The sequence below is a fragment of the Ascidiaceihabitans donghaensis genome (assembly GCF_900302465.1).
Taxonomy (GTDB): domain Bacteria; phylum Pseudomonadota; class Alphaproteobacteria; order Rhodobacterales; family Rhodobacteraceae; genus Ascidiaceihabitans; species Ascidiaceihabitans donghaensis.
The window spans coordinates 3,080,437-3,102,721 of sequence record NZ_OMOR01000001.1 but is presented as its reverse complement, the minus strand read 5'-3'; the positions used below and the strand labels follow the sequence as shown (position 1 = coordinate 3,102,721).

General features: G+C 54.6%; 18 protein-coding genes. 4 read left to right on the top strand and 14 right to left on the bottom strand.

The window, feature by feature from the left end:
- Positions 1-72: 72 nt before the first annotated feature.
- The 12 genes from ASD8599_RS15375 to ASD8599_RS15320 all read right to left on the bottom strand — a co-directional run bounded on the left by ASD8599_RS15375 (position 73) and on the right by ASD8599_RS15320 (position 13,329).
- Positions 73-909, bottom strand: a complete 837-nt coding sequence (locus ASD8599_RS15375; RefSeq protein ID WP_181364512.1) for an NAD-dependent epimerase/dehydratase family protein — start codon at positions 907-909, stop codon at positions 73-75.
- Positions 906-2,123, bottom strand: a complete 1,218-nt coding sequence (locus ASD8599_RS15370) for an aminotransferase class I/II-fold pyridoxal phosphate-dependent enzyme (RefSeq protein WP_108829345.1) — start codon at positions 2,121-2,123, stop codon at positions 906-908. Before ASD8599_RS15370 ends, ASD8599_RS15375 begins: the two co-directional genes overlap by 4 nt.
- On the bottom strand, positions 2,120-2,893 hold the full coding sequence (locus tag ASD8599_RS15365) for an HpcH/HpaI aldolase family protein (RefSeq protein ID WP_108829344.1): 774 nt from the start codon (positions 2,891-2,893) through the stop codon (positions 2,120-2,122). Before ASD8599_RS15365 ends, ASD8599_RS15370 begins: the two co-directional genes overlap by 4 nt.
- Positions 2,893-4,101 (bottom strand): NAD(P)/FAD-dependent oxidoreductase, encoded by a 1,209-nt coding sequence (locus ASD8599_RS15360; RefSeq protein WP_108829343.1) that lies wholly within the window; start codon positions 4,099-4,101, stop codon positions 2,893-2,895. Before ASD8599_RS15360 ends, ASD8599_RS15365 begins: the two co-directional genes overlap by 1 nt.
- Positions 4,101-5,810: a hydantoinase B/oxoprolinase family protein gene (locus ASD8599_RS15355; RefSeq protein WP_108829342.1), complete on the bottom strand. Its 1,710-nt coding sequence runs from the start codon at positions 5,808-5,810 to the stop codon at positions 4,101-4,103. The genes ASD8599_RS15360 and ASD8599_RS15355 overlap by 1 nt, the downstream gene beginning before the upstream one ends.
- Positions 5,811-5,814: 4 nt before the next feature.
- A complete protein-coding gene (locus ASD8599_RS15350) occupies positions 5,815-7,893 on the bottom strand; it encodes a hydantoinase/oxoprolinase family protein (protein WP_108829341.1) in 2,079 nt (692 codons plus the stop codon).
- Between the two features lie 95 nt (positions 7,894-7,988).
- Positions 7,989-8,909, bottom strand: coding sequence for a LysR family transcriptional regulator (locus ASD8599_RS15345; RefSeq protein ID WP_108829340.1), 921 nt, complete (start codon positions 8,907-8,909; stop codon positions 7,989-7,991).
- Positions 8,910-8,940: 31 nt separating this feature from the next.
- On the bottom strand, positions 8,941-9,732 hold the full coding sequence (locus ASD8599_RS15340; protein WP_181364511.1) for an alpha/beta fold hydrolase: 792 nt from the start codon (positions 9,730-9,732) through the stop codon (positions 8,941-8,943).
- Positions 9,725-10,321 (bottom strand): amino acid synthesis family protein, encoded by a 597-nt coding sequence (locus tag ASD8599_RS15335; RefSeq protein ID WP_108829338.1) that lies wholly within the window; start codon positions 10,319-10,321, stop codon positions 9,725-9,727. The genes ASD8599_RS15340 and ASD8599_RS15335 overlap by 8 nt, the downstream gene beginning before the upstream one ends.
- Positions 10,321-11,352, bottom strand: a complete 1,032-nt coding sequence (locus ASD8599_RS15330; protein WP_108829337.1) for an LLM class flavin-dependent oxidoreductase — start codon at positions 11,350-11,352, stop codon at positions 10,321-10,323. The genes ASD8599_RS15335 and ASD8599_RS15330 overlap by 1 nt, the downstream gene beginning before the upstream one ends.
- A 4-nt stretch (positions 11,353-11,356) precedes the next feature.
- Complete coding sequence (locus ASD8599_RS15325) at positions 11,357-12,826, bottom strand: aldehyde dehydrogenase (RefSeq protein WP_181364510.1); 1,470 nt, start codon at positions 12,824-12,826, stop codon at positions 11,357-11,359.
- On the bottom strand, positions 12,823-13,329 hold the full coding sequence (locus ASD8599_RS15320; protein WP_108829336.1) for a flavin reductase family protein: 507 nt from the start codon (positions 13,327-13,329) through the stop codon (positions 12,823-12,825). Before ASD8599_RS15320 ends, ASD8599_RS15325 begins: the two co-directional genes overlap by 4 nt.
- Positions 13,330-13,428: 99 nt before the next feature.
- On the opposite strand from ASD8599_RS15320, the gene ASD8599_RS15315 reads away from it, so the two are divergent.
- Positions 13,429-14,268, top strand: a complete 840-nt coding sequence (locus ASD8599_RS15315; RefSeq protein WP_108829335.1) for a LysR family transcriptional regulator — start codon at positions 13,429-13,431, stop codon at positions 14,266-14,268.
- A 739-nt stretch (positions 14,269-15,007) separates the two neighbouring features.
- Here ASD8599_RS15315 and ASD8599_RS15310 read toward each other — a convergent pair.
- Both ASD8599_RS15310 and ASD8599_RS15305 read right to left on the bottom strand, forming a co-directional pair.
- Positions 15,008-17,491, bottom strand: coding sequence for a methyl-accepting chemotaxis protein (locus tag ASD8599_RS15310; RefSeq protein ID WP_181364508.1), 2,484 nt, complete (start codon positions 17,489-17,491; stop codon positions 15,008-15,010).
- A 304-nt stretch (positions 17,492-17,795) separates the two neighbouring features.
- Entirely contained in the window at positions 17,796-18,002 is a 207-nt protein-coding gene (locus ASD8599_RS15305) for a cold-shock protein (protein WP_108829333.1), read from the bottom strand.
- 322 nt (positions 18,003-18,324) lie between these two features.
- On the opposite strand from ASD8599_RS15305, the gene ASD8599_RS15300 reads away from it, so the two are divergent.
- The 3 genes from ASD8599_RS15300 (at position 18,325) to ASD8599_RS15290 (ending at position 22,238) form a co-directional block, all read left to right on the top strand.
- A complete protein-coding gene (locus tag ASD8599_RS15300) occupies positions 18,325-19,392 on the top strand; it encodes a LacI family DNA-binding transcriptional regulator (protein ID WP_181364507.1) in 1,068 nt (355 codons plus the stop codon).
- Positions 19,385-20,680: a xylose isomerase gene (gene xylA / locus ASD8599_RS15295; RefSeq protein WP_108829331.1), complete on the top strand. Its 1,296-nt coding sequence runs from the start codon at positions 19,385-19,387 to the stop codon at positions 20,678-20,680. The genes ASD8599_RS15300 and xylA overlap by 8 nt, the downstream gene beginning before the upstream one ends.
- A gap of 262 nt (positions 20,681-20,942) precedes the next feature.
- The gene (locus tag ASD8599_RS15290; protein ID WP_108829330.1) at positions 20,943-22,238 is read left to right on the top strand and encodes an ABC transporter substrate-binding protein; all 1,296 of its coding nucleotides are present in this window, start codon (positions 20,943-20,945) and stop codon (positions 22,236-22,238) included.
- Positions 22,239-22,285: the final 47 nt, after the last annotated feature.

Sequence of the window (22,285 nt, the reverse complement as noted above, 5' to 3'; positions counted from 1 at the left end):
CCTGAGCCTAGCGCCGTTTATGTACTATTCGGGGCGCAATTTACGCGCCCCGAATGAACCATTTTATGGGTTTTAATTCTCTTTTCGGTCGTCAACGACGTTCATTCCGGCCAGACCGGAATTGCCCAAATCGACACCCGCAAATGGACCGCCATGGCACATGTGGTTGGGGTCGTGTGGGTCCATGGGTGGTTCATTGGCCAAGATCTCTTCCGCGAATTGTTCTGCGTTGTCTTTCGGACGGTAGCCCAAAAAGCTGGCCTTGGAATTGTCCACGGGCGCACGATCATTGTCTGACACGCCGTAAATGACGGCGAATCCGGTGACAGGGGTTTCGATGCACCGTGTGACCAGCTGGATCAGGTCATCGTAAGACAACCACGACCCCAAAGCGCGGGCATTGTTGACTTGGGCGCAGGACAGGATACGCATGTGAACGCTTTCCAGCCCACGCTTTTCCCAATACATGCGGCCCAAATCTTCGGTAAAGCACTTGGCCAGACCATAGAATGTGTCGGGACGGTGGGCGACTTCGGTGTCGATGAATTCGTTCTTGGGATACATGCCAACGGCATGGATGGAAGACCCGTAAACGACACGGCGCACACCATGCTTTGAGGCCGCTTCCCAGACATTGTAAGACCCTACGAAATTTGGTCCAAGCAATTGCTCGAACGGGCCTTCATCCACAAAAGCGCCCATATGTACAACCATGTCGGCGCCTTCGATCACTTTGTCCATCGCGGCAAAATCCGCAAGATCGGCCTGCATGTAGGTTTCACCGGCATACAGCGTGCCAACATCGTCCTTGATGTCTGTGGACACCAATTCATCGCACAGCTTGGTCAGCGGTTCGCGCAAATATGACCCCAGACGGCCCGCGGCGCCGGTCAATACGATTTTTTTCATGATGTTTCCTTTAGTTGAAGGGCTGCGACTGCCGAAGCCAGTCGCGTCATTGCAGTCGAGAGTACGGCCTCGGAAGCGGCCGTGGAAATACGGAAAAACGGCTCTAGCCCGTAGGCGCTGCCCGGTACGGCAGCAATGCCTGCGGCTTTCAGGAAATAGGCCGTCACATCCGCGTCATTGGCCAGCGTCGTGCCATCGGGTGTGGTGGCACCGATCAGGGCCGCGCAGCCGATCAAGGCGTAAAAGGCGCCTTGCGGCGGGTCCAGCGTCAACCCGTCGATCCTTGCAACGTGGTCCACAACAAGGTTGCGCCGCGCCTCGAAAGCGGCGTTGAAGCGGCGCACCTCGTCTTGCGGGCCATTCAGGGCAGCGGCGGCGGCAGCCTGGGCGATGGCGCAAGCGCCTGAACAAATCTGCGACTGCACCTTGGTCATGGCCGCGATCAAGGGGGCCGTACCAGCCCCGTACCCGATGCGCCATCCTGTCATCGCGTAGGCTTTGGACACGCCGTTCACGGTCAGGGTGCGGTCTTTCAACTGCGCGTTTGCCGCCGCAAAAGACAGGAAGCTGCGCCCGTCAAACAGGATATGTTCGTAGATTTCGTCAGACAGGATCAACACGTCCGGATGATCGTCCAGAACCTGCCCCAAAGCGCGCAGATCGTCGTCAGAATAGACTGCGCCAGCCGGATTGGACGGCAGGTTCAGCATGATCCAACGTGTTTTCGGGGTGATGGCGGCCCGAAGCGCATCGGGTTTCAGGATAAATCCGTCTGTTGCCGGGCAGATCAGCTCAACAGGAGTGCCGCCCAGGATCAATACGATGTCTTTGTACTGGCCAAAGTAGGGGGCGCACAGCAACACCTCGTCCTGCGGTTCCAACGTCGCCATCATCGCATTGAACAGCACCTGTTTTGCGCCGTTCGACACGATCACCTCGTCCAGCCCGTAGGTCAGGGCATTTTCGCGCGCCAGCTTGTCCACAACGGCTTGGCGCAAGACCACCGTTCCATTGGTCGGCGGATAGCGCGTTTCGCCGTTCAGGGCCGCGCGGTGGGCAGCCTCAATGATGTGGGGCGGCGTGTCGAAATCGGGCTCGCCCAGCCCCAGATCGATGACGTCTTCCCCGGCTGCAATGGCAGCTTTCGCCGCTTGGCTGACCCAGGCCGAGGCCGAAGGTTTGACCGGATCCAGACGGGACGCCGCATATTTCATTTCAACTGCCCTTTGACGTTTGCCAGCAATGCATCAGATGCGCGGGCAAGAAGGGTGGTGTCCGTGCCGCACGCCACAAAGGTGAAGCCTTCGTTCAACAGCTGGGCTGCAAAATCCGGATCATTGACCAAAGTCCCGACAGGCATACCCATGTCACGCAATTTTGCGGCCACCGGTCGGATCAAATCCCACACTGCAGCATCCAAAGGCTGGCCCAGTTTGCCGATGTCTGCGGCAATGTCAGCGGGGCCAAAGAAAATGCCATCCACACCATCGACGCTTGCGATGGCTTCGGCCTGTTCGATGGCACTGCGGGTTTCGATTTGCAGCAAAACGGCGGTTTCGCCTTCGACCTTATCCAGATAATCCGTGACGCGCCCGAATTTATTGGCCCGCGTGCCCCCCGAAAATCCGCGTATTCCATGTGGGGGATATCGGGTTGCGGCCACGGCTTTTTCGGCCTCTTCCACGGTCTGGATCATGGGAAACAGCAGACCCGGCACGCCCATGTCCAACAGGCGTTTGACGGCGACAGGATCGTTCCATTCAGGGCGCACAATCGCAGTTGTGCTGCTGGCCGCAAAGGCCTGCAATTGCCCCAGAACGCTGAAATAATCGTTGATCGAATGTTCCATATCGACCAACGCCCAATCAAATCCGGCTGGGGCTGTAACCTCGGCTGCGAAAGGGCTATTGAGACTGGTCCAGATGCCCAATTGCTTTTGTTTGCTGGCTAAGGCGCGCATGAACGGATTCGGGGGCATTTGCATCAGATAACCGCCTTTTCGATCATTGGTGTATTTGTTGTGATCCGCTCATAGCTAAAGGGCGACAAATCAAGGCTGCGATACGCGCCATGCACCAAAAGTTCGGCAATGCCGCGTCCCATGGCGGGGGACTGTTGCAATCCGTGGCCGGAAAACCCGTTCTGGAAGATGAAGTTCTCAATCTCGGGATGACGTCCCAAAACCGCGTTGTGATCCAGCGTGTTGTAGGCGTAGTGACCGGCCCAGGAATGGGTGACCTTCACGGCCTCGAACTGCGGAATACGGGTCGCAAGGATCGGCCATGCGTGGTTTTCCCAAAAGCTGTGGTCCATGTTGAAATCATCGTAGTCCACTGCCGGATCGATATCGGCGTGCCCCCCCGCCTGATAAGTGCCACCGCCGTTTTCGCGGCAATGCACCCCGGACGGGTCAATCGTCAGCGGCAGGTCCTGATCCAGCGGCTGTTCGGCCGAGAAAATCCACGAAAAGCGTTTGCGGGGTTCAACGGGGATATCAATGCCCGCCATCGCCGCCGTGCGTGCGGCGCGTGGGCCGGAGGCGTTGACAACCTGCCCGCAGGAAATCACCTCACCGCCCGCCAAAGTGACGCTTTCCACGCGCGTCCCGCCTGCGTTCTTGGTCATCGCGACCACTTCGTTTTGCACATATTCAACGCCGCGTTCACGGGCCAGTCGTCGCCACCAATCAAACACAGCGGCCCCGTCCCAATAACCTTCGTCCACAGTGTTGATGGAGCCCAACACGATGTCGTCTACATTGTAGAACGGATATTTCGCCTTGATTTCCTCCGGTGTCATCAAAACGGTCGCAGCCCCTGCATCGTGCTGGACCTTGATGTTTTCGCGCAGGGTTTGGGCGAAGCTTTCGGTGTCAGCCAGATACATGTAACCAAAGGACCGGATCGACAGTTCCGGGACGCGGTCGTCTTTCATGTAGTTGCGGATGTTTTTCACAAAATCGGCCGCAAATTGCGAGATGTTGACGTTTAGCGCGTTGGAATACTGCTGGCGCATACAGGAATTGGTGTGCGCCGTTGAGGAAAATTCGTAACTTGGATCTTTTTCTACGACCAGCACGCGTCCCTGAAAGTCTTTTTGTTCGGTCAGGAACCAAGCCGTGGACGATCCCATTATTGCGCCCCCCACGATGATGATGTCATAGCTGCTGTGATTTGGTGTTTGATTGCTCATCAAATTGTTCCTCCCTTGGTCACGGTGTTTTGCACATCCGCGATATCTTCGGCGCTTAAGCCATAGTCCTGTGCGGCAGTTTCGGCAGAGATGTAGCCCAATGCCAAGTCTCTTTTTACGTGATCCTTTGAACGTTTTGCCGGGTCGCCGTAGCCTGCGCCACCGGGGAAGGCCATCATCACGCGCCGCCCGTGGGGCACGAATTGCTTGCCTTTGCCGTTCATCGGGCTGCCGTCATCTTGTGCGATTGTGGTCGCCGCCCCTGCGCCACCGCCCCGTCGTCCCTGTGCGGGGTGGTTCACACGGTCGAACATGGCCTGAATGTCGAATTCATGACCTTCGCGTGCGCCCACTTCCATATATTGCCCCAAGCCGCCGCGTTGCTGACCGGCACCGCCTGAATCAGGGCGCAATTCTTTGCGCCAGATAATGACAGGGCCTGCGTGCTCTGTGGCCTCGATGGGCATGGTCATAACACCCGAAGGAAAGGCCGTTGCATTCAGCCCGTCGTGTTCGGGGCGCGCCCCAGATCCGCCTGAATTGAATGTCAGTACCTCGGACCGGCGGGCATCGTCGGGCGCAGGCGCATCGGTGCGCGGACGCAGCGACACCTGGAAGTTGCACAAACATCCCGCCCCTTCCGCAGGCACAAGACCCGGCACAATTTTGTCGAAAGCATTGTAAACCGTGTCTGGCACAAAGTGCCCCACGATATGGCGCAAGGCCACGGGGGCAGGGTGCACGGCATTCACAATCGTATCAACCGGCGCTTCGATCTCGAAGGGGGCTAGGCTGGCCGCGTTGTTGGGCACTTCTGGCGCAATCGCGACTTTCAACGCGTAGCAGGCGTAGGCTTTGGCATAGACCAGCGGGCAATTGATGCCTTTCTTGTCCAAGCCCGACGACCCGGTGAAATCCGACACGATGCGGTCCTCGTGAACGGTGACTTTGACCTTCAGGGTGATGGGGGCGGCAAACCCGTCCACGGTCATTTCGCCGGTGGCCGAGGTGCGGGGCAGGGCCGCAATGGCTTCAATCGTGGCGCGGCGCGAATTGTCGAGAATGAAGGTGGCCACATCATCCAATGCGTCCAGCCCGAATTCCTCCATCATGTCGATCAGGCGGCGGTGGCCGATTTCGTTGCAGGTGGCCAAAGCATACATGTCCCCGACCAGTTGATCAGGTTCGCGGACATTGCCGCGGACGATACGCAGCAGGGTGGCATCCACGTGACCGCGTTCAGCGAATTTCATGATCGGGATATACAGACCTTCCTCATAGACGCTGGCCGCATCAGCCCCGAACCCGCGCCCGCCGATGTCGACGATGTGGGCGGTGCAAGCAAAAAAGCCCACCAGCGTGCCGTTGTAAAAAGAGGGCGACACCATGGTGATGTCGTGCAAATGGCCTGTGCCCTCCCACGGGTCGTTCGTGATGTAGACGTCGTTTTCAAAAATGTTGTCGCGCCCGATCCGGCGGATGAAATGGGCCACGGCGTCGGCCATCGCATTGACGTGGCCGGGGGTGCCTGTCACGGCCTGCGCCAGCATCTGGCCCTGCACGTCGTAGACGCCTGCTGACAGATCGCCTGCTTCGCGCACTGAAGTGGAGAAGGCCGTGCGCACCAAGGCTTGTGCCTGTTCTTCGACCACCGAAATCAGCCGGTTCCACATGACTTGGTAGGCGACGTTTGAGTGTGATTTTGCCATGGGTTTATCCTTTCACGCGCAAGTCGATGCAGCCATCAGGCTGGCGCAGCGCGATGCGTGATGCGGGCACAATGATCGTGGTTTCGTCTTCTGTGATGGCGGCGGGGCCTTGCGCGGTCTGGCCCGACTGCATCTGGTCGCGCAGCACAACGTCTGCCTGCATGCAGTCGGCCTTTGCCGGATCGAACAGGCGGCGGTGAGCGTCGACAGGCGCGGCTGTGCCCACGTCACTTTGGGCGATGGGGGAAACGGCCTCGGGGCGCGTGGTGGCGTTGACGGACCACACGGTGATTTCGATGTTCATGCCCTCAACGGCGCGGCCAAACAGCTTGACGTAGTCTTCGGTGAAGCGGGCCTTGAAGGTCTCGGCATCGGGCGCCATGGCTTGTGCTTCGGTTAACATGATCGGAATTTCCCAACCTTGCCCTGCGTAGCGCATGTAGACTTTGAATTCGGACAGGATTTCGGCCTGCGCATCACAGTTGCGCACAAATCCCGTGGCTTCGGTTTTCAAATCCCCCAAAAGGGCTGTGATTTTGTCCGGATCAAACGCGTCCAGCGTCATGTAAACCGATCTATTTGCTTCAAAGCTGAAGGGCGCACGCAAAAATCCGATGGCAGACCCAACCCCCGCTCCGGGTGGCACCAACAGGCGCTCGACACCCAGTTTTTCGCACAAGCGGCCCGCATGCAAGGGCGCTGCCCCGCCAAAGGCAATCATGGTGTAATCGCTGAGGTCTTCGCCATTTTCCACGGCGTGTACCCGTGCTGCGTTGGCCATGTTTTCATCTACAACTTCGGCCAAACCGAAAGCTGATGTTGCCGCATCCATATCCAATGCATCGCCCAGATGGGTTGTCAGGGCATTTTTGGAACTGCCTGCATCCAGAACAATTGATCCACCGGCAAAGTTGTCTGCATCAAGCTTGCCCAGAACCAGATCGGCATCCGTTACAGCAGGACGTTTACCGCCGCGCCCGTAACATGCAGGGCCGGGTTCAGAGCCTGCGCTTTCCGGCCCAACACGGATTTGGCGCATCGCATCAACATGCGCCAGACTGCCACCACCTGCACCGATTTCGACCATGTCGATAACAGGAATGGAAATCGGCATGCCGGAGCCTTTTTTGAAGCGGTAGGTGCGGGCGACTTCAAAAACACGCGATGTTTTCGGGGTTTGGTTTTTAATCAGGCAAATCTTGGCTGTTGTGCCGCCCATGTCGAAACTTAATACTTTGTCCAACCCGTAACGCGCAGCGATATGTGCCGCAAAAACCGCACCGCCTGCAGGGCCGGATTCGACCAGACGCACGGGGAATTCGGCGGCGCTTTCGATGGAAATGATCCCGCCGCCGGAATGCATCAAGAAGATGTTGCAGCCCACGCCTTCGTCTTGCAAACGGCCTTCGAGGCGGCCCAGATAGGACTTCATCAAAGGTTTGATATAGGCGTTGGCGACAACGGTGTTGAAGCGTTCGTATTCACGCATTTGCGGTGACACTTCGCTGGACAGGGACACCATCACATCGGGCAGCTTTTCGGCCAACACGTCACGCACCAGTGTCTCGTGGCTGTCGTTCAGGTAGGAATGGATCAGCCCGACCGCGACACTGTCATAGCCTGCCGCCTTGATCTGGTCGACGACAGGTTCAATGTCGGCGCGGGTCAACGGCTTTAGCACAGCGCCAGTCGCATCTACCCGTCCGGGCACAGTGTACCGCATATAGCGGGGCAACAGGGGATCGGGCAGGTTCAGGTTTAGGTCATATTGTTCAAAGCGCGATTCAGTGCGCATTTCGATCACATCGCGGAAGCCTTCGGTGGTGATCAACGCGGTTTTGGCGCCGCGGCGTTCGATCAGGGCATTTGTCGCCAATGTTGTGCCGTGAATGATCTGGTTGATCTGCGACGGGGTGATACCGGCTTTCGCGCAAACCTGATGCATCCCGTCGATGATCGCGTTTTCAGGGGCGGCATAGGTGGTCAGAACTTTGGTCGAAAACGACGCCCCGCCAGTTTCCAGAACCACATCTGTAAAAGTGCCGCCGATGTCGACGCCAAGCCGAGTAGAATGTTGTGCCATCTGATCCGTCCATATGCTGTCATGATCAGAATGAGCTGTTCCTTGCATAGCTGCAAATTTTTATTTCAAATATATATGATAGTAAAAATCTATCATCAAAGCGAAGATCGGTCAGCTTGGTAAGCGACCAGAACATCCTTTGCCATTTCGGCGGCATTGTTCATGAACACCGTCATTTTTTCTGTTTGATACCGTGCTGCAAACCGCAACGCATTTGGCGTCCAGTTGACATCGAGTTGAACAAGGCGGCGCTGGGCGATTTCACGTTCGACCAGAACACGTGGCAACAGGGCAACCCCCATGCCGTCAGCAACCATTTGCACACAGGACGTCATGGAATTGGAGGGCACAATACGCGCCGTTTGCAGCCCCATGCGTGTGGCCTCTTCGGTCAGCTCGATAAAAGGCAACGTGTGGCGTGCATGGGTCAAGATCGAGTATGGCAGCAGGTCCTTGATCGTGCAGGGCCCTTGCAGTTCGGCCGCGACATTCGGGCTTGCCGTCCACGTATATCCGAAGCGCCCCAATTCTATCATGCCGTCAACAGGGGCCGTAAATGGCGCATTCATGATCGCGATGTCCAGCCGGTTGGATGCCAATGCCCTGTCCAGATTGCGCGACAGGTCCACGGTCAATTCCACAAAAACCGAAGGGTAGGTTTCTTTGATGCGGCGCAGATAGCTGTGCAGCCATGTGCACGCGACCAGTTCTGTCACACCCAATCGCAAGCGGTCATGGATCAGGTCGGGGCGTTCGGCCACTTCGACCAGATGTTCGGCTTGTCGCAATGTTGCGCGTGCGGCATGCAGAATGTCGCGCCCTTTGTCGGTGAGGCGCACAGAGCCCGCATCGCGTTCCATCAAGATCACGCCAAGGGTCTTTTCCAGCCCTGCAATGCGGGTCGAGATGTTGGGCTGCGTGGTGTTCAGGTGTTTGGCTGCTTTGCGAAAACTGCCCAAGTCGGCGACCCAGATAAGCGCCTCGAGTTGTTTAAGGGTCAGGATGTGGCCAATCATTCGCGCAACCTGAGGCGGGCCAAGCGGCTTGTCAATCTAGGGTGTTCAGAAAATTCAGTATCGGGCGCGTGAAAGCGTCCGGGTCTTCAATCAGGCCTAAGTGTTTGTATTCGGGTACAATAACGCAGGTTGCGTTTGCGATCTCTTCTGTGATTGCATGGGTCATGGCGGGTGTTGACCCCACATCGTTTTCACACGTCATAACCAAAGTGGGGTGTGTGATCGCTGGATCGGGATCGATTAATTCACGCACGCCATGCGCCAGAACCCAAGAGGTCTGCGCATAGCTTTCGTCATCAACTTGGGTGCGCCAGTCCCGCACCAGAACCGGTCCCGCCCCGTGTTTTTGATGATCAGGCGTGAACCACCGCGCTACGGCTGCATCAAAAGTCGCAAAAGCGCCTTGGTTGCGGGCGGCAATTGCGCGGTCTTCGACGGCTTTTTGTGCTTGCGCACCGCGATTATGGGGAGAATTCATAATGATCAAAGACTGCGCCATCTGCGGGAAGTCCAAAGCGAAGCGTCGGTTGATCATGCCGCCAATGGAAAAGCCGACAATATGGCCAGCGTTTATGTCCAAATGCTGCATAAGACCAGCCAGCTGCCGTGCATAGACAGCAAGACTGGTCGTCTCAGCGCTGGGTGCGCTGCCGCCATGGCCGTATAAATCATAACGCAGCACGCGAAATTCCGCCAAAGCTGTCAGGTGCGTGTCCCATAGTGCGCGCGACAAGCCCAGCCCGTGTATCAAAACGACACAAGGCGCATCCACCGGGCCTGTCAGGTCATAGGCTGTGCCATCAGGGGCACATGCATCAGACACCGGCGGGATTGTCCACGTCGTGGCCCATCTCCTTCAGGTCTTCATAGCGATTGCCGATGCGGTGGTTGGGATGACCACCAATGGATGCCCCAAGGGCCATGATGATTTCATCTTCGGCAGGGGCGTCTTGAACACTGACATGAATGGTCTGGTAATGAGACCTCTTTCCACCGTCATCCTTGTGCATCAAAGGTATCATCAGGGATGTACCCGCCGCACCGCGGGTGTTGGAAAACACCAAATAGGATTGTGCGTTGACAGCTTCGCGGTACTTGTTGCCAAACCACAGCGTGTGGGTCAAAGCCTGGGCGTGTTCCAGTTCACCGCCCATGCCTACAACCGACGCTTTGCCGTAGCCTTCAACGCCATCCCCTGCCACGTCCAATATCATTTTTGTCAACAAAGCACCCACTTCGGGGCCGACGTCCCGAATTTCGGGGCGCAGGTTTTCAACATGACCGCGCCCGAACCACGGGTTCTTGATAATCGCCATGGCAGCAATCAATTTGGTTGGGGTCTCTACGGCTTTCCAACCTTCGATGTAGGTGTCTTGCACATTCAGGATTGTACGGCGAATTTCAGCGGGCATCAGGTAAACTCCGGCATAACTTCGTTGATGAATAGGTCCATGGATCGCTGTTGCACATCCATATCAAGCCCCATCGAGGCGTAATAAATGAAAGCATCCACGCCAAGGGCTTCGTAGGCTTTCAGTTTCTCGATGACTTGCGCGGGCGAGCCGAACATCAGGTTTTCTTCCAGCATCGATGGGTCGACGCGGGCGTTGCCATCCAGATCGGCGAGTGCCACCTGTTCTGGAAAGCCATTCACAACCTCGCCCTTTTTGATCATGACATTGCCGAATCGTCCCAAGGCCGCGCGAATGGCATCTATGGTTGTGGCACGATCGGCGTCGTTGTCGTAGACAGCGGTGTGGCGCATAAGTGCGAAAGTGCCGTTCCAACCCCCTGCTTTTGCAATGCTTTCGTCCAATTGGGCACGGTATTTGACGGCCTCGTCCATGGGCATCGCCAAAGGCCAACACATGATGTTGCAGTCGTTTTCGACCGCGTAATCGAAGGTGATTGGCGAACGTGCGGCAACCCACATCGGCACTTTGTCTTGCAAAGGTTTGGGGCAGGACGTTGCTGCAGGGAATTGCCAGTGCGTGCCATTGTGTGTGACGTCGCCTTGCCACAATTCGCGCACCAGCGGCAACATTTCTTGCATGTATTTGTAGCTGTCGCGTTGATCGAGACCGGGTTTCATACGATCAAATTCGCGTTGATAGGCCCCGGATCCCAGTCCCAGCTCTAACCGCCCGCCGGACAGAACATCGACCATCGCAGCTTCGCCAGCCAGATTGATAGGATGCCAATACGCCGCGTTCGCAACGCCGCAGCCCACACGAATGGTGTCGGTGTGATCCGCCCACCACGTCATCAATTGGAAAGGGTTCGGGGCGATGGTCATTTCGAGCGCATGGTGCTCAGCGGCCCACGCAATTTCAAACCCAGCGGCGTCGGCCTGCTGTACCATTTTAAGCGTGTGGTCACGTACGGCACGAATGTCGGTGGCGTCATCCATACGTTCCAAGTTGATTGCGAGATGGAATTTCATGGGGCTAGCTCATTTTGAAGGGGTTGGCGATTGGGGCGTCGGACAGGTTCATCCAGACGGTTTTTGGGCGGGTGTAGGCGTAAACAGCCTGCATCCCGGCTTCGCGGCCGTAACCGGAATTTTTGACGCCACCAAAGGCCGCAACGGGGCTGATGGCGCGGTATGTGTTGACCCATACGATGCCGGCCTTCACACGTTTTGACATGCGCAAGGCACGCGCACTGTCCTTGGTGAAAATTCCTGCGGCCAACCCGTGTTTGCTGTCGTTGGCCAAGGCCAGAACTTCATCTTCGGTTTTAAAAGTTTGTACGGACAGAACAGGCCCAAAAAGTTCGGTGTCGACGATCGTCATGTCCTGTCTCGGGCAAGAAATAAGGGTGGGTTCATAGTACAACCCTTGCACATCAGCCCGCTTGCCGCCCGTCAACACAGTGCCACCTTCCTGCACGGCCAAAGCGACTTGGGTGTCAATGTGGTCAAGCTGACCTTGGGTGCACAGCGGCCCCATTTCCGTATCTTCAGCTTGCGGGTCGCCAATGCGGATGCCTTGGGCAATGGACACGAGGCGTTCCAAGAACGCTTCCGCGATGTCCTCATGCACATATAGCCTGGAGCCCGCGACGCAGCTTTGCCCCGTAGCTCCGAAAATTCCGGCCACCGATCCATTGACCGCACTGTCCAAATTCGCGTCTTCAAAGACGATAAACGGGGACTTACCGCCCAGTTCCAGCGACACTTCGGCGAAGTTTTCCGCAGCATTGCGCACAATGTGGCGTGCCGCATCGGGCCCCCCTGTGAAGGCGATTTTGGACACCAGCGGATGGGTGGTCAGGGTTTGACCGCAGGGGGCGGCATGGCCGGTCACGATGTTAATGACACCGTCAGGAATACCGGCTTCAGACACCAGTTTTCCAAACTCTAACAATGGCGCAGAGGCGTGTTCGGACGCTTTCAATACGATTGTGTTGCCTGCCGCCAAAGCAGGGCCAATTTTGACGGCACTTAGGAACATCTGGCTGTTCCATGGTATGACAGCGGCCACGACGCCGATAGGTTCGCGGTCAGTGAAAACAAACATGTCGGGCTTGTCGATGGGCAGCGTTTCGCCGTGGATTTTATCGGCAGCGCCTGCATAAAATTGGAAAAATTCAGCTATGTAAGTGGCTTGCCACGCGGTTTCTTTAAACAGCTTTCCTGTATCGACGGTTTCAATGCGTCCGATCGCTTCGGAATTTTCCGACAACAAATCCCCCAATCGGCGCAAACATTTGCCGCGCATCGTCGGTGTCATCTGTCCCCATGGGCCGTCCAGCGCCCTGTCTGCGGCGCGAACAGCGGCGTCGACATCTTGTTCTGTCGCTTCGGGAATCGTTGCCCATTTCTGGCCGGTTGCCGGATTGAAGCTGTCAAAACGGGCGTCATCGGATGCATCGACCCATTGCCCGTCGATTAACATTTGGTAGTGTGCTGTCATGGCATTGCCGCCTTTGTGGGGACTGAGGTTTGGTACTGACCGGCCAAATACGTCAAAGGCATTTCTGATCCCAAAGCGATTTGGGTGACGCGCCCGATGCAGATAAGGTGGGTGCCTTCCAGGACTGCTTGCGTCAGCTGACATTGCAAGGACGTGGCGCCAGCGAGGCCATGGACAGGTCCAAAATCTGGCCCCGTGACGTCCATCCCTTCAAATCGGTCTTGGACAAACGTGTCATGTCGCCCTGCAAATCGGTCTGCGATGTATGATGCATGATCGGGCAAGACGTTTACACAAAACGCACGATTGTCTTGGACTTTTGCCGTAATTGTCGATGCTGCATTGAGGCAAACCAGAACTGTTGGCGGATTGGCCGACACCGAACAAAAGGCTGACACTGTGGCGCCGTAACGACCCGCGTCGCCATCTGTCGTCACAACGCTGACACTGCTTGCAACGGTGCGCATGGCCGCAATGAATTCTTGACTGGATGTAGATTGCATCAAGCGTTTCTCCTGTTGAGGAGAGGATAATGTGAAACTTCGATATATGATATTGAAAGTTATTTGACAGTAAGTTTGAAATATTCGAATTATCTATGTATGAATTTGTCCGAGCTCAGAACTTTCCTGTCTATTGTCGAAACCGGCAGCCTCGTCCGAGCATCGGAGGCGTTGAATGTGACCCAGTCGACTGTGACTGCACGTCTGAAAACCCTTGAGGACACAGTTGGTCAAACCCTAATCAACCGCAGCAAATCGGGTGCAACCTTGACGGCGGCTGGCATGCGCCTTTTGCGGTATGCGGACACGATTTCCGAACTTTGGCGACAGGCACAGCAAGAGGCGTCGCTGCCAGAAGAGCTGTCGGGCGTGTGCAATTTGGCGTGTGAAACGGATTTGTGGCCCGGATTGGGAGAAAGATTTTTTGTCAATTTGCAAAACAGATATCCGGCGACGGCGATTTCAGTCTGGTTGGGCAGCCAGTCTGACGTTGCTGAATGGCTTGGGTCTGGACGGTCAGACATTGCTTTCACTTACCGTGCTGCAATTTCTCCACGCCAAAGTCAGATAGAATTGAAGCCCGATCAGTTAACGTTGGTCGCAACGCACCATGACAGCCTTGGGCGTGGGGATGCAGGTTATGTTTTTGTGGAAGGAGGCCAGGACTTTGGTCGCGATCATGCGTCCGCATTTACAAATGCAGTGAGCCCGCGGTTAAGTTTTGGTACGGCCACCATGGGGCTACAGCATCTATTACGCGCAGGCGGTTCGGCTTATGTACCGCTTCGAATGGTGGCGGATGCTGTGTCAGACGGTTCGATGTTTACTGTACCCTCAGCACCTGTTTTTGAACGAAGGGTTTATCTGACTTCAAATAAATCTGCCGAGAAAAACTGGAACTGGTTTGGTTCTATTAGCCATTTGATTTCAATAGCTTAGATTTCAATAATTCGGATTTTTCGTCGTCAAAGTCTTTTTGAACCTGGTGGCAATAATGATCTAAGTCGCAACGTCGCTGACCTTTTCCAAGTTCTCGATCTAAGGCAATGTGAATAATAGTTCTCTGTACAGTTTTTTTGCGGTCACAGTGCAAGAGAACCTGATGCAGTTTGATCATAGTCGCAATAATCGTATTTTCTGGATCCATAAGTGTATGATTTGGTAATGAACGCTTTTGATGTTCAAGGCGTTGCGCTGGATGAGATGGTGAAACTGCGGGTGCATTCGTGTACTTCTTGGTAAAGACGTGATGTGTCGAAGGGCGCTGGAAAGGTATTAGCCGCTTGGCGGTGAGTACCGTCCTGACATGCCAAGGCCTGTGGACTGCTTTTCTTCACACAACATCTTGTGTGTGTTTCTACTGGAAATGGTTGTAGCTGCTAACCACAATGGCTACGTGTTCGAATTATTTACAGCCTGAGCAGTCGAAACTCTGGAAGCGGTCCTAGCAGTTTTACCACAGGTGCGCCGAGATGGGTTCTCGTGCAATGAGCACGTAAAATATGGATATTTGCAGGGTATTTTGGCGCCAGCGTAAAACCGTCTGGATGATCCAAAAACGGTCTTTGAACATTTTGGCAGCCTAAGTGTAATCTGACCAAAATTACGTCGTTTGGATAGGCAAGTTACTTGGTCGTCCGTGCGCAACCCGATGTTACAACGGGTTCTTGCGCGGGGGTTAACCCGCTTTCCGATTGTTCTGATTGTGATTTGGGGCTTCAATTTGAAAGCGTGCTGTCGATTTTTTCAAGTCACGAGACTGGCTTGCCAATTCCAAGGTGGAAGCCGTAACTTCTTCCAAAGAGGCCGCTTGCTTTTGAGTGTTTTGTTCTATTGCAATCGCCGCGGTGGAAATTTCATCAATTCCCTTGGATTGCTCCGATACAGCGGCCGTAACGACTTCGACACGATCAGAGATCGCAACGACTCGTGCTGCAATGTGTTCAAGCAGATTTCGCGCACTTCCTACTTTGGAAACGCCATCTGTTACGGCGATGTCGCTTGCTGAAATGACACCCTCGATTTCAGTAGCTGCTTCGCTGGCGCGTTGTGCCAAAGCTCTTACTTCGGATGCAACAACGGAAAAACCTCGTCCTGCCTCGCCTGCTCTTGCGGCTTCGACACCGGCGTTCAACGCAAGAAGGTTAATTTGAAAGGCGATTTCATTGATGACAGCAACCACACGGGTGATTTCCCGCGATCCTTCTGCGATGCGGTCCATCGAAGATACCGCTTCTGCAGCGATCTTTTCGCTTGAGGCTGCAGTTTTCCGGGCTTCTGTTGCATCTGCGCTTGCTTCATGGACGTTGTCTCGTACCTGTCGGACGGATGATGACAAGTGTTCAAGTGCGGACGATGTTTCTTCAACGGATGCAGCATTGTCTTCGGCGCGTTGGGATAGCGCTTGTGCTGTTTCTTGCATTTCGGAAGAAGAAATTGCCAGTGTCTCTCCTGTGTCGGCAATATCGACGATCAGTGAGGTCAAAGCATCTATCATGTCATTCACATTTCGCTGCAAATCAGCGAAAGCACCATCAAATCGGCCTGTCATTCGTTGGGAAAAATCACCTTGAGCGACACGCTCCAGCAACCGGCCTGTTTCTGTTAAGCCACTGTCCACGGCCTGCATCAAGGCATTGATGTCGTTTGACAGCGCAACCAGTGTTTGATCGTCAAACTGCGCTTCGATGCGTTTGGAAAAATTGCCGGCAATGGCTTCGGTGACAACTTGGCCGATGGATTGCCCTAAAATTTCCACCATTTCCTGACGTTCTGCTGCTGCGGATTTGTCGGCTTCAATTTTTTCAGAAGCCAAAAGCGCTTCTCTTTGAGCGGCAGATTCACGTTCAGTGTTGAGTTGTTCCATCTTCGTGTTCGCACGGGTTTGCTCTGCGTTTAATGCGTCAATCTTGAGTGCATTCTGTCGAAAAACTTCAGTTGCTCTGGCAAGGCTGCCTATCTCATCGCCGCGTGTTGTCTCAGGCACATTGGTTTGCAAATTCCCAGCTGCTACGTCTTTTACAGAATTTGTTAGATTTTTGATCGGCACTGAAATGCTGCGCGAAAACATGATTGCGGCCATCAATACTGTTAAAAAAATTGCGAGTGAAAACAGCAAGATTTTGAATACCAAAGGCCCAACTCCGGCAAAAAGCTCTTTTGTGTCTTGCTGCACGATCGCGACCATTTTGGTGCCGAGAAATTCGATTGGGTTAAAATAACCCATCACGCCCTGGCTGTTAAATCCGGTATCGGAAAAACCACCACCTTGACCCGTCAGCCCGCGTGTAATGATTTCACCGTTGTGCGCCAGTTCGAGAATGTCGGTTTCGTTTGTTTGAATTGAGCTAGAACGCAAAAGGTGATCATCTCCAATCAGGAACCCATCCGCAGTCGCGCCAAGGCCTTGCAGATCGCCTGCAGCCTGATTCAAAGCCGCAACTGGCATTTGATACGCTAATACACCGACGAGAATACCGTTTTGGTCAACAACAGGGCGCGACATGAATGCGGCAGCAACAGAGTGTGAGGGCCCGTATCTGGAGAAGTCTACATACACGGTTTCCTGGTCTGGTGTCCGCTCCAACGCTTTGGAGAAGGCTGTGGCCAACCCGGTATCCTTCCACATGCCGTCGACAAAGTTGGTCGCAAAATCGGTTTCTTTAAACACGCTGTAGACTAGGTTTCCTTTCACATCGAAAAGGAACACATCATAATAGCCCATTTCATTCTGCAGATTGTCCAGAACGGGATGGTAAATGCTGTGCATAAACCCGTAGCTTGATTGAGTGTCGGCTTTCACCAACAGATCTTTTTGACCGGTCGGATTCTCATTTTCGTGGATATAAACACGTGTCAGAGTTTCATATGCATCTTCCCCGAGACTTTCGAAACCGTCGGTAAAGGCAACAAGCGCTTGGGCGATAAGCGGGGTGGCCGATTGAAGTCTGATGTCACGTTCAATTGAGCCAAACAGGTCATTCACCCGGTCGGCCTGCATCATTGCAATTGATTCCAGCTTTTCTTCCACAGAATTGGCAATGATACCGCGCGCTGCAGTGACACTAACGATCGTCAGTGCGATGACCGTGATTGCTACCGAACATGCGATCGCAATGGGCAATTTCACGCCAATAGCGATGTTACGGATAGGGTTTTTCATAATAACCTCAATCGTCTCAAAGATCACTGAATCCATAGAACGATCGCGGATCTGCTACAGCATCAGATGGTGTTGTATCTGTCTAGTTCGATTCGGTTACGATTTGTTGAAACCCCATGGCAAAGCGACCAAGTCAAAAGCGGGCATTCGTAATTTGCATTGAAAATCAACTGCCAATGGATCGTTTGGCGCAGGGATATATAGGCGCACTGATCACCCAGCACAAAACGCAAAAGGCGCACAGAGAACCGTGCGCCTTTGAATTCTTGGTTGGCGCCGACGTAAAGTCGGCTGCCGGATCAGCTTACGCCAATGCGATGTTTGTCGCGCTTTCGCGGTTGTCGCGGCCAGCTTCGATGTCGAATGTGACTTTTTGGTTGTCTGCCAAGCCTGTGAGGCCTGCGCGCTCAACAGCAGAGATGTGTACAAACACGTCTTTGCCACCTTCGTCAGGTGCGATAAAGCCGAAGCCTTTAGTAGAGTTGAACCATTTCACGGTGCCATTAGCCATCGTGTTTCTCCTTAAAATACTGCCCGCGGAATGCGGCAGGTCGGCGTGGTCAGTGCAAGATCGCAAGACTGAGCCTTTAGGAGCAGAATAAACGATAGTGGTAACGTAGCACCCGCTGGTTAGGGCCATAAGCTGCAGAAAGCAAGACAAATACGCATCAAAGCGCCGACTGCAGTGCGGCATCTTGTCGTGAACTCGACGCCCCCCAAAAAGCAAAGTTCTATCAATGCTAGAATTGATTGACGTATGTCAAAATATGATTGACGTATATCATTTCTAGCAGTAGCAAATGCCGCACCACAGTAACTGCGATGGAGGTGGCATGAAGAACCCGACGTTAAGTGACGTGGCGCACTCCGCGGGTGTCAGCTATGCAACTGCTGATCGCGTTATTAATAAGCGCGGGAATGTCGCGGAAAAATCCACTCGCAAGGTCCGTGATGCGATGGTTGCTTTGGGTTATGTGCGCAATGTTGCCGCCGCCAACCTGTCGCGCAAGCGGATTTACCGGCTTGCTTTCCTGCTTCCGAACGGACCGAATGCGTTCTACGATCGTATCCGCAGTCATCTGCATGGGCTGTCGGCCCATCTTGCAAAGGATCAGATCAGCGCAACGGCTATCGGTGTCGATGCCTTTGCCGTTGGCGGTCTGAAATCTTGTTTGAGCGCGATTGCTGATCAGGGTTTCGATGGCGTTGCTGTCGTCGGGCTGCAAAGCACTGAACTGGAAGCCCCGATAGAGCGCTTGGTGGAGCAGGGCGTTCACATCATTGGCTTGGTGTCTGACCTGCCCAAGCATCTGCGCTCGGCCTATATTGGCATCGATAATGTCGCCGCGGGGCGCACGGCCGCCCGTCTTGTCGGAGTGTCGCATGGCGGGCAATCGGGGCGTATCCACATCCTAGCCGGATCAACAGAGGCCCATGACCACGCTGATCGTCTGGCAGGCTTTTACGAGGTAATACGACGGGATTTCCCAAATCTTGCTGTGAATGATCCTGTGATGACCTGCGATGACCCAACTGTCGTGAAAGCCGAAGTAGAACAGGTGGTCGACGGGTCGTGCGGTATCACGGCGCTTTACAACATCGGTGCCGGCAACGGTGGCCTGATAGACGCAATGGCGCAGCTTAACGAAGCCCACCGCCCGTTTTGTGTGACGCATGAATTGATGCCGGACACATGCCACGCCTTGCAACACGGCCATATCGATCTGGTGATTGATCAGGGACCAGATGTGGAAGTGAACAGGGCACTTAGCGTTTTAAAGGCATTGATCGACGGGCGTTCGCCGCTTCCGGCTCCTGATTTGGTTCCCACTATATATGTCCGCGATAACCTTCCTGCGGACCCCACTTTGGCAATGATGAAAGACACTTCCCATGACTGAATTTTTCAAAGGTATAACGCCGCTGCGCTATGACCCCAGCAGCACCGATCTGGCCTTTAGGCACTATAACCCAGACGAGATCGTGATGGGCAAACGGATGGAGGAGCATTTGCGTTTCGCCGTGGCCTATTGGCATTCGTTTGCGTGGCCGGGCGGTGATCCGTTTGGCGGAGAAACATTCGAGCGCCCCTGGTTTGGGAATACCATGGATTTGGCGCGTATGAAGGCGGATGTGGCCTTTGAAATGTTTGATCTGCTCAATGTGCCGTTCTTTTGTTGGCATGATGCCGATATCCGTCCCGAAGGGGATAGCTTTGCCGAAAGTCTGCGCAACTTTGAGGAAATCATTGATTACCTTGGCGCAAAAATGGACGGGGCAAAAACGAAATTGCTGTGGGGGACCGCCAACATGTTCAGCCATCGCCGGTTTATGTCTGGAGCGGCCACGAACCCTGATCCTGATGTCTTTGCGTGGTCTGCTGCCACGGTCAAGGCGTGTATGGACGCAACGCATAAGCTGGATGGCCAGAACTATGTGTTGTGGGGGGGGCGTGAAGGGTATGAAACGCTTCTGAACACGGACATGAAGCGCGAACGCCAGAACGCCGGGCGTTTTTTGCAGATGGCTGTCGAATACAAACACAAGATCGGTTTCAAGGGCGCCATCCTTGTTGAGCCAAAGCCGCAAGAGCCATCAAAGCACCAGTATGATTATGATGTGGCGACCGTATATGGCTTCTTGAAAGACTACGGGCTGGAAGACGAAGTGCAAATGAACATCGAGCAAGGGCACGCAATTCTTGCCGGACACTCGTTTGAACACGAATTGGCGCTTGCCAGCAGTCTGGGCATTTTTGGGTCAATCGACATGAACCGGAATGACTATCAATCGGGGTGGGATACGGATCAGTTCCCCAACAACACACCCGAAGTGGCTTTGGCTTACTATGAGGTCATCAAAGCGGGTGGCTTCACAACGGGGGGCACAAACTTTGACGCAAAGCTGCGCCGTCAATCTTTGGATGCGCAAGATCTGATTGCAGCGCATGCCGGTGCAATGGACATTTGTGCGCGTGGTTTCAAAGCGGCAGTGGCCATGACGGAAGACGGCACCTTGGAAGCCATGCGGCAAGATCGCTATGCGGGTTGGGACACATCCGACGCCAAAGCTATGCTGGCCAGCGACTTTTCAAGTATCGCAGAGCGGGTCGCGTCAACGGGCATCGATCCTGCCCCGCGGTCCGGCAAGCAAGAAATTTTGGAAAACATCGTCAACCGTTTCGTTTGATCGGTTTTTTGCCTTATCAAACAATCACAAAAGGCGGGCAGTCCTGTCCGCCTTTTGCGTATTTTGGATAAGATGTAGACGTCGTCTAGGCGGCCGTCATCGAAACAGGCCACTGATAAATGCACAACGATGCCCCGTTTTTGCGGGATATTTGATGCATTTGTACGCCATTTTGATAGATTTGTATTAGAGTGGACCGGGTTAATCTATCACTCTTGTAGGACAGACAAAAAACGATTCTGTCATTTCTGGGAGGAAATCTATGAAATCTCTTCGTAACACTGCGCTTGGCTTGACGCTTGGTATCGCTGGTGCATCTTTTGCGTTGGCCGATGGCCACGCCAAGGAACTTACGATTGCGATCGTGAACAACGGTCACATGATCAACATGCAAAAAGTGGCTGAAGCCTACACCGAAGAAACGGGCGTAAAGCTGAACTGGGTGTCGCTGGAAGAAGGCGTTCTGCGCGAGCAGGTCACATCCGACACAGCAACCGGTGGCGGCCAGTACGACATCATCAACATCGGTATGCAAGAAGCACCGATCTGGGGTGCGGCAGGCTGGATCGAGCCACTGAACTTCGGCGCAGACTATGACGTTGACGACATGCTGCCAGCGATGCGCAACGGCTTGTCCCACGAAGGCACATTGTATGCCGCACCATTTTATGGTGAATCTTCCATGGTCATGTACCGCAAGGACCTGACAGATGCTGCAGGCGTGAACATCGCCGACAACGACAGCTGGGACAACGTGAAAGCGGCAGCCGCTGCAATCCACGACCCGGACAATGGCGTTTACGGGGCCTGCTTGCGCGGCAAGCCGGGCTGGGGCGACAACATGGCGTTCATCACGACCGTTGTGAACTCCTTTGGCGGTGCATGGTTCGACGCAGATTTCAAACCAACGCTTGATTCCGACGAATGGAAAGCGGCGATCAACTTCTACGTTGATCTGCTGGGCAACTACGGCCCTCCCGGATCCGAAGGCAACTCCTTCAACGAGATCTTGGCTTTGTACAACGAAGGCAAATGCGGCATGTGGATCGACGCCACAATCGCGGCATCTTTCCTGACAGTTGACGGCGTTGCATACGCTCAGTCACCGAACGCTGGTAACCCAGTGGGCGCGAACTGGTTGTGGGCATGGGCGATGGCGGTTCCAGCCGGTTCCCCGAATGCTGCTGAATCCCAAGCGTTCATCGAATGGGCCACGTCCAAAGATTATATCAAAGCCGTGGGCAACCACCCTGACTTTGGATGGGGCAAAGTGCCAACAGGCACACGCGCATCCACATATGCGATCCCTGAATTCCAAGCCGCAGCACCTTTCGCTGCTGCTGAAATGGCAGCCATTGAATCTGCGGCCCCAGAAGCCACAGACATCAAGCCATACGTAGGTGTTCAGTTTGCCGCGATCCCCGAGTTCCCGGAAGTCGGGTCTGCGGTTGCGCAAGAAATGGCAGCTGCGTTGTCAGGTGCGAAATCCGTCGATGAAGCCTTGGAAGCTGCACAAGCAGCTGCTGACGCAATCATGTCGGAAGCGGGTTACTACTAACTCTCTTTAAAACGTGCAGAGGTCCGGCCAAAGTGTCGCCGGACCTC

Excerpts from the sequence above, each read along its gene's own strand:
- ASD8599_RS15375 (WP_181364512.1), bottom strand. The coding sequence starts at position 909 with ATGAAAAAAATCGTATTGACCGGCGCCGCGGGCCGTCTGGGGTCATAT.
- ASD8599_RS15370 (WP_108829345.1), bottom strand. The coding sequence starts at position 2,123 with ATGAAATATGCGGCGTCCCGTCTGGATCCGGTCAAACCTTCGGCCTCG.
- ASD8599_RS15365 (WP_108829344.1), bottom strand. The coding sequence starts at position 2,893 with ATGCAAATGCCCCCGAATCCGTTCATGCGCGCCTTAGCCAGCAAACAA.
- ASD8599_RS15360 (WP_108829343.1), bottom strand. The coding sequence starts at position 4,101 with ATGAGCAATCAAACACCAAATCACAGCAGCTATGACATCATCATCGTG.
- ASD8599_RS15355 (WP_108829342.1), bottom strand. The coding sequence starts at position 5,810 with ATGGCAAAATCACACTCAAACGTCGCCTACCAAGTCATGTGGAACCGG.
- ASD8599_RS15350 (WP_108829341.1), bottom strand. The coding sequence starts at position 7,893 with ATGGCACAACATTCTACTCGGCTTGGCGTCGACATCGGCGGCACTTTT.
- ASD8599_RS15345 (WP_108829340.1), bottom strand. The coding sequence starts at position 8,909 with ATGATTGGCCACATCCTGACCCTTAAACAACTCGAGGCGCTTATCTGG.
- ASD8599_RS15335 (WP_108829338.1), bottom strand. The coding sequence starts at position 10,321 with ATGCCCGCTGAAATTCGCCGTACAATCCTGAATGTGCAAGACACCTAC.
- ASD8599_RS15330 (WP_108829337.1), bottom strand. The coding sequence starts at position 11,352 with ATGAAATTCCATCTCGCAATCAACTTGGAACGTATGGATGACGCCACC.
- ASD8599_RS15325 (WP_181364510.1), bottom strand. The coding sequence starts at position 12,826 with ATGACAGCACACTACCAAATGTTAATCGACGGGCAATGGGTCGATGCA.
- ASD8599_RS15320 (WP_108829336.1), bottom strand. The coding sequence starts at position 13,329 with ATGCAATCTACATCCAGTCAAGAATTCATTGCGGCCATGCGCACCGTT.
- ASD8599_RS15315 (WP_108829335.1), top strand. The coding sequence starts at position 13,429 with ATGAATTTGTCCGAGCTCAGAACTTTCCTGTCTATTGTCGAAACCGGC.
- ASD8599_RS15310 (WP_181364508.1), bottom strand. The coding sequence starts at position 17,491 with ATGAAAAACCCTATCCGTAACATCGCTATTGGCGTGAAATTGCCCATT.
- ASD8599_RS15305 (WP_108829333.1), bottom strand. The coding sequence starts at position 18,002 with ATGGCTAATGGCACCGTGAAATGGTTCAACTCTACTAAAGGCTTCGGC.
- ASD8599_RS15300 (WP_181364507.1), top strand. The coding sequence starts at position 18,325 with ATGAAGAACCCGACGTTAAGTGACGTGGCGCACTCCGCGGGTGTCAGC.
- xylA (WP_108829331.1), top strand. The coding sequence starts at position 19,385 with ATGACTGAATTTTTCAAAGGTATAACGCCGCTGCGCTATGACCCCAGC.
- ASD8599_RS15290 (WP_108829330.1), top strand. The coding sequence starts at position 20,943 with ATGAAATCTCTTCGTAACACTGCGCTTGGCTTGACGCTTGGTATCGCT.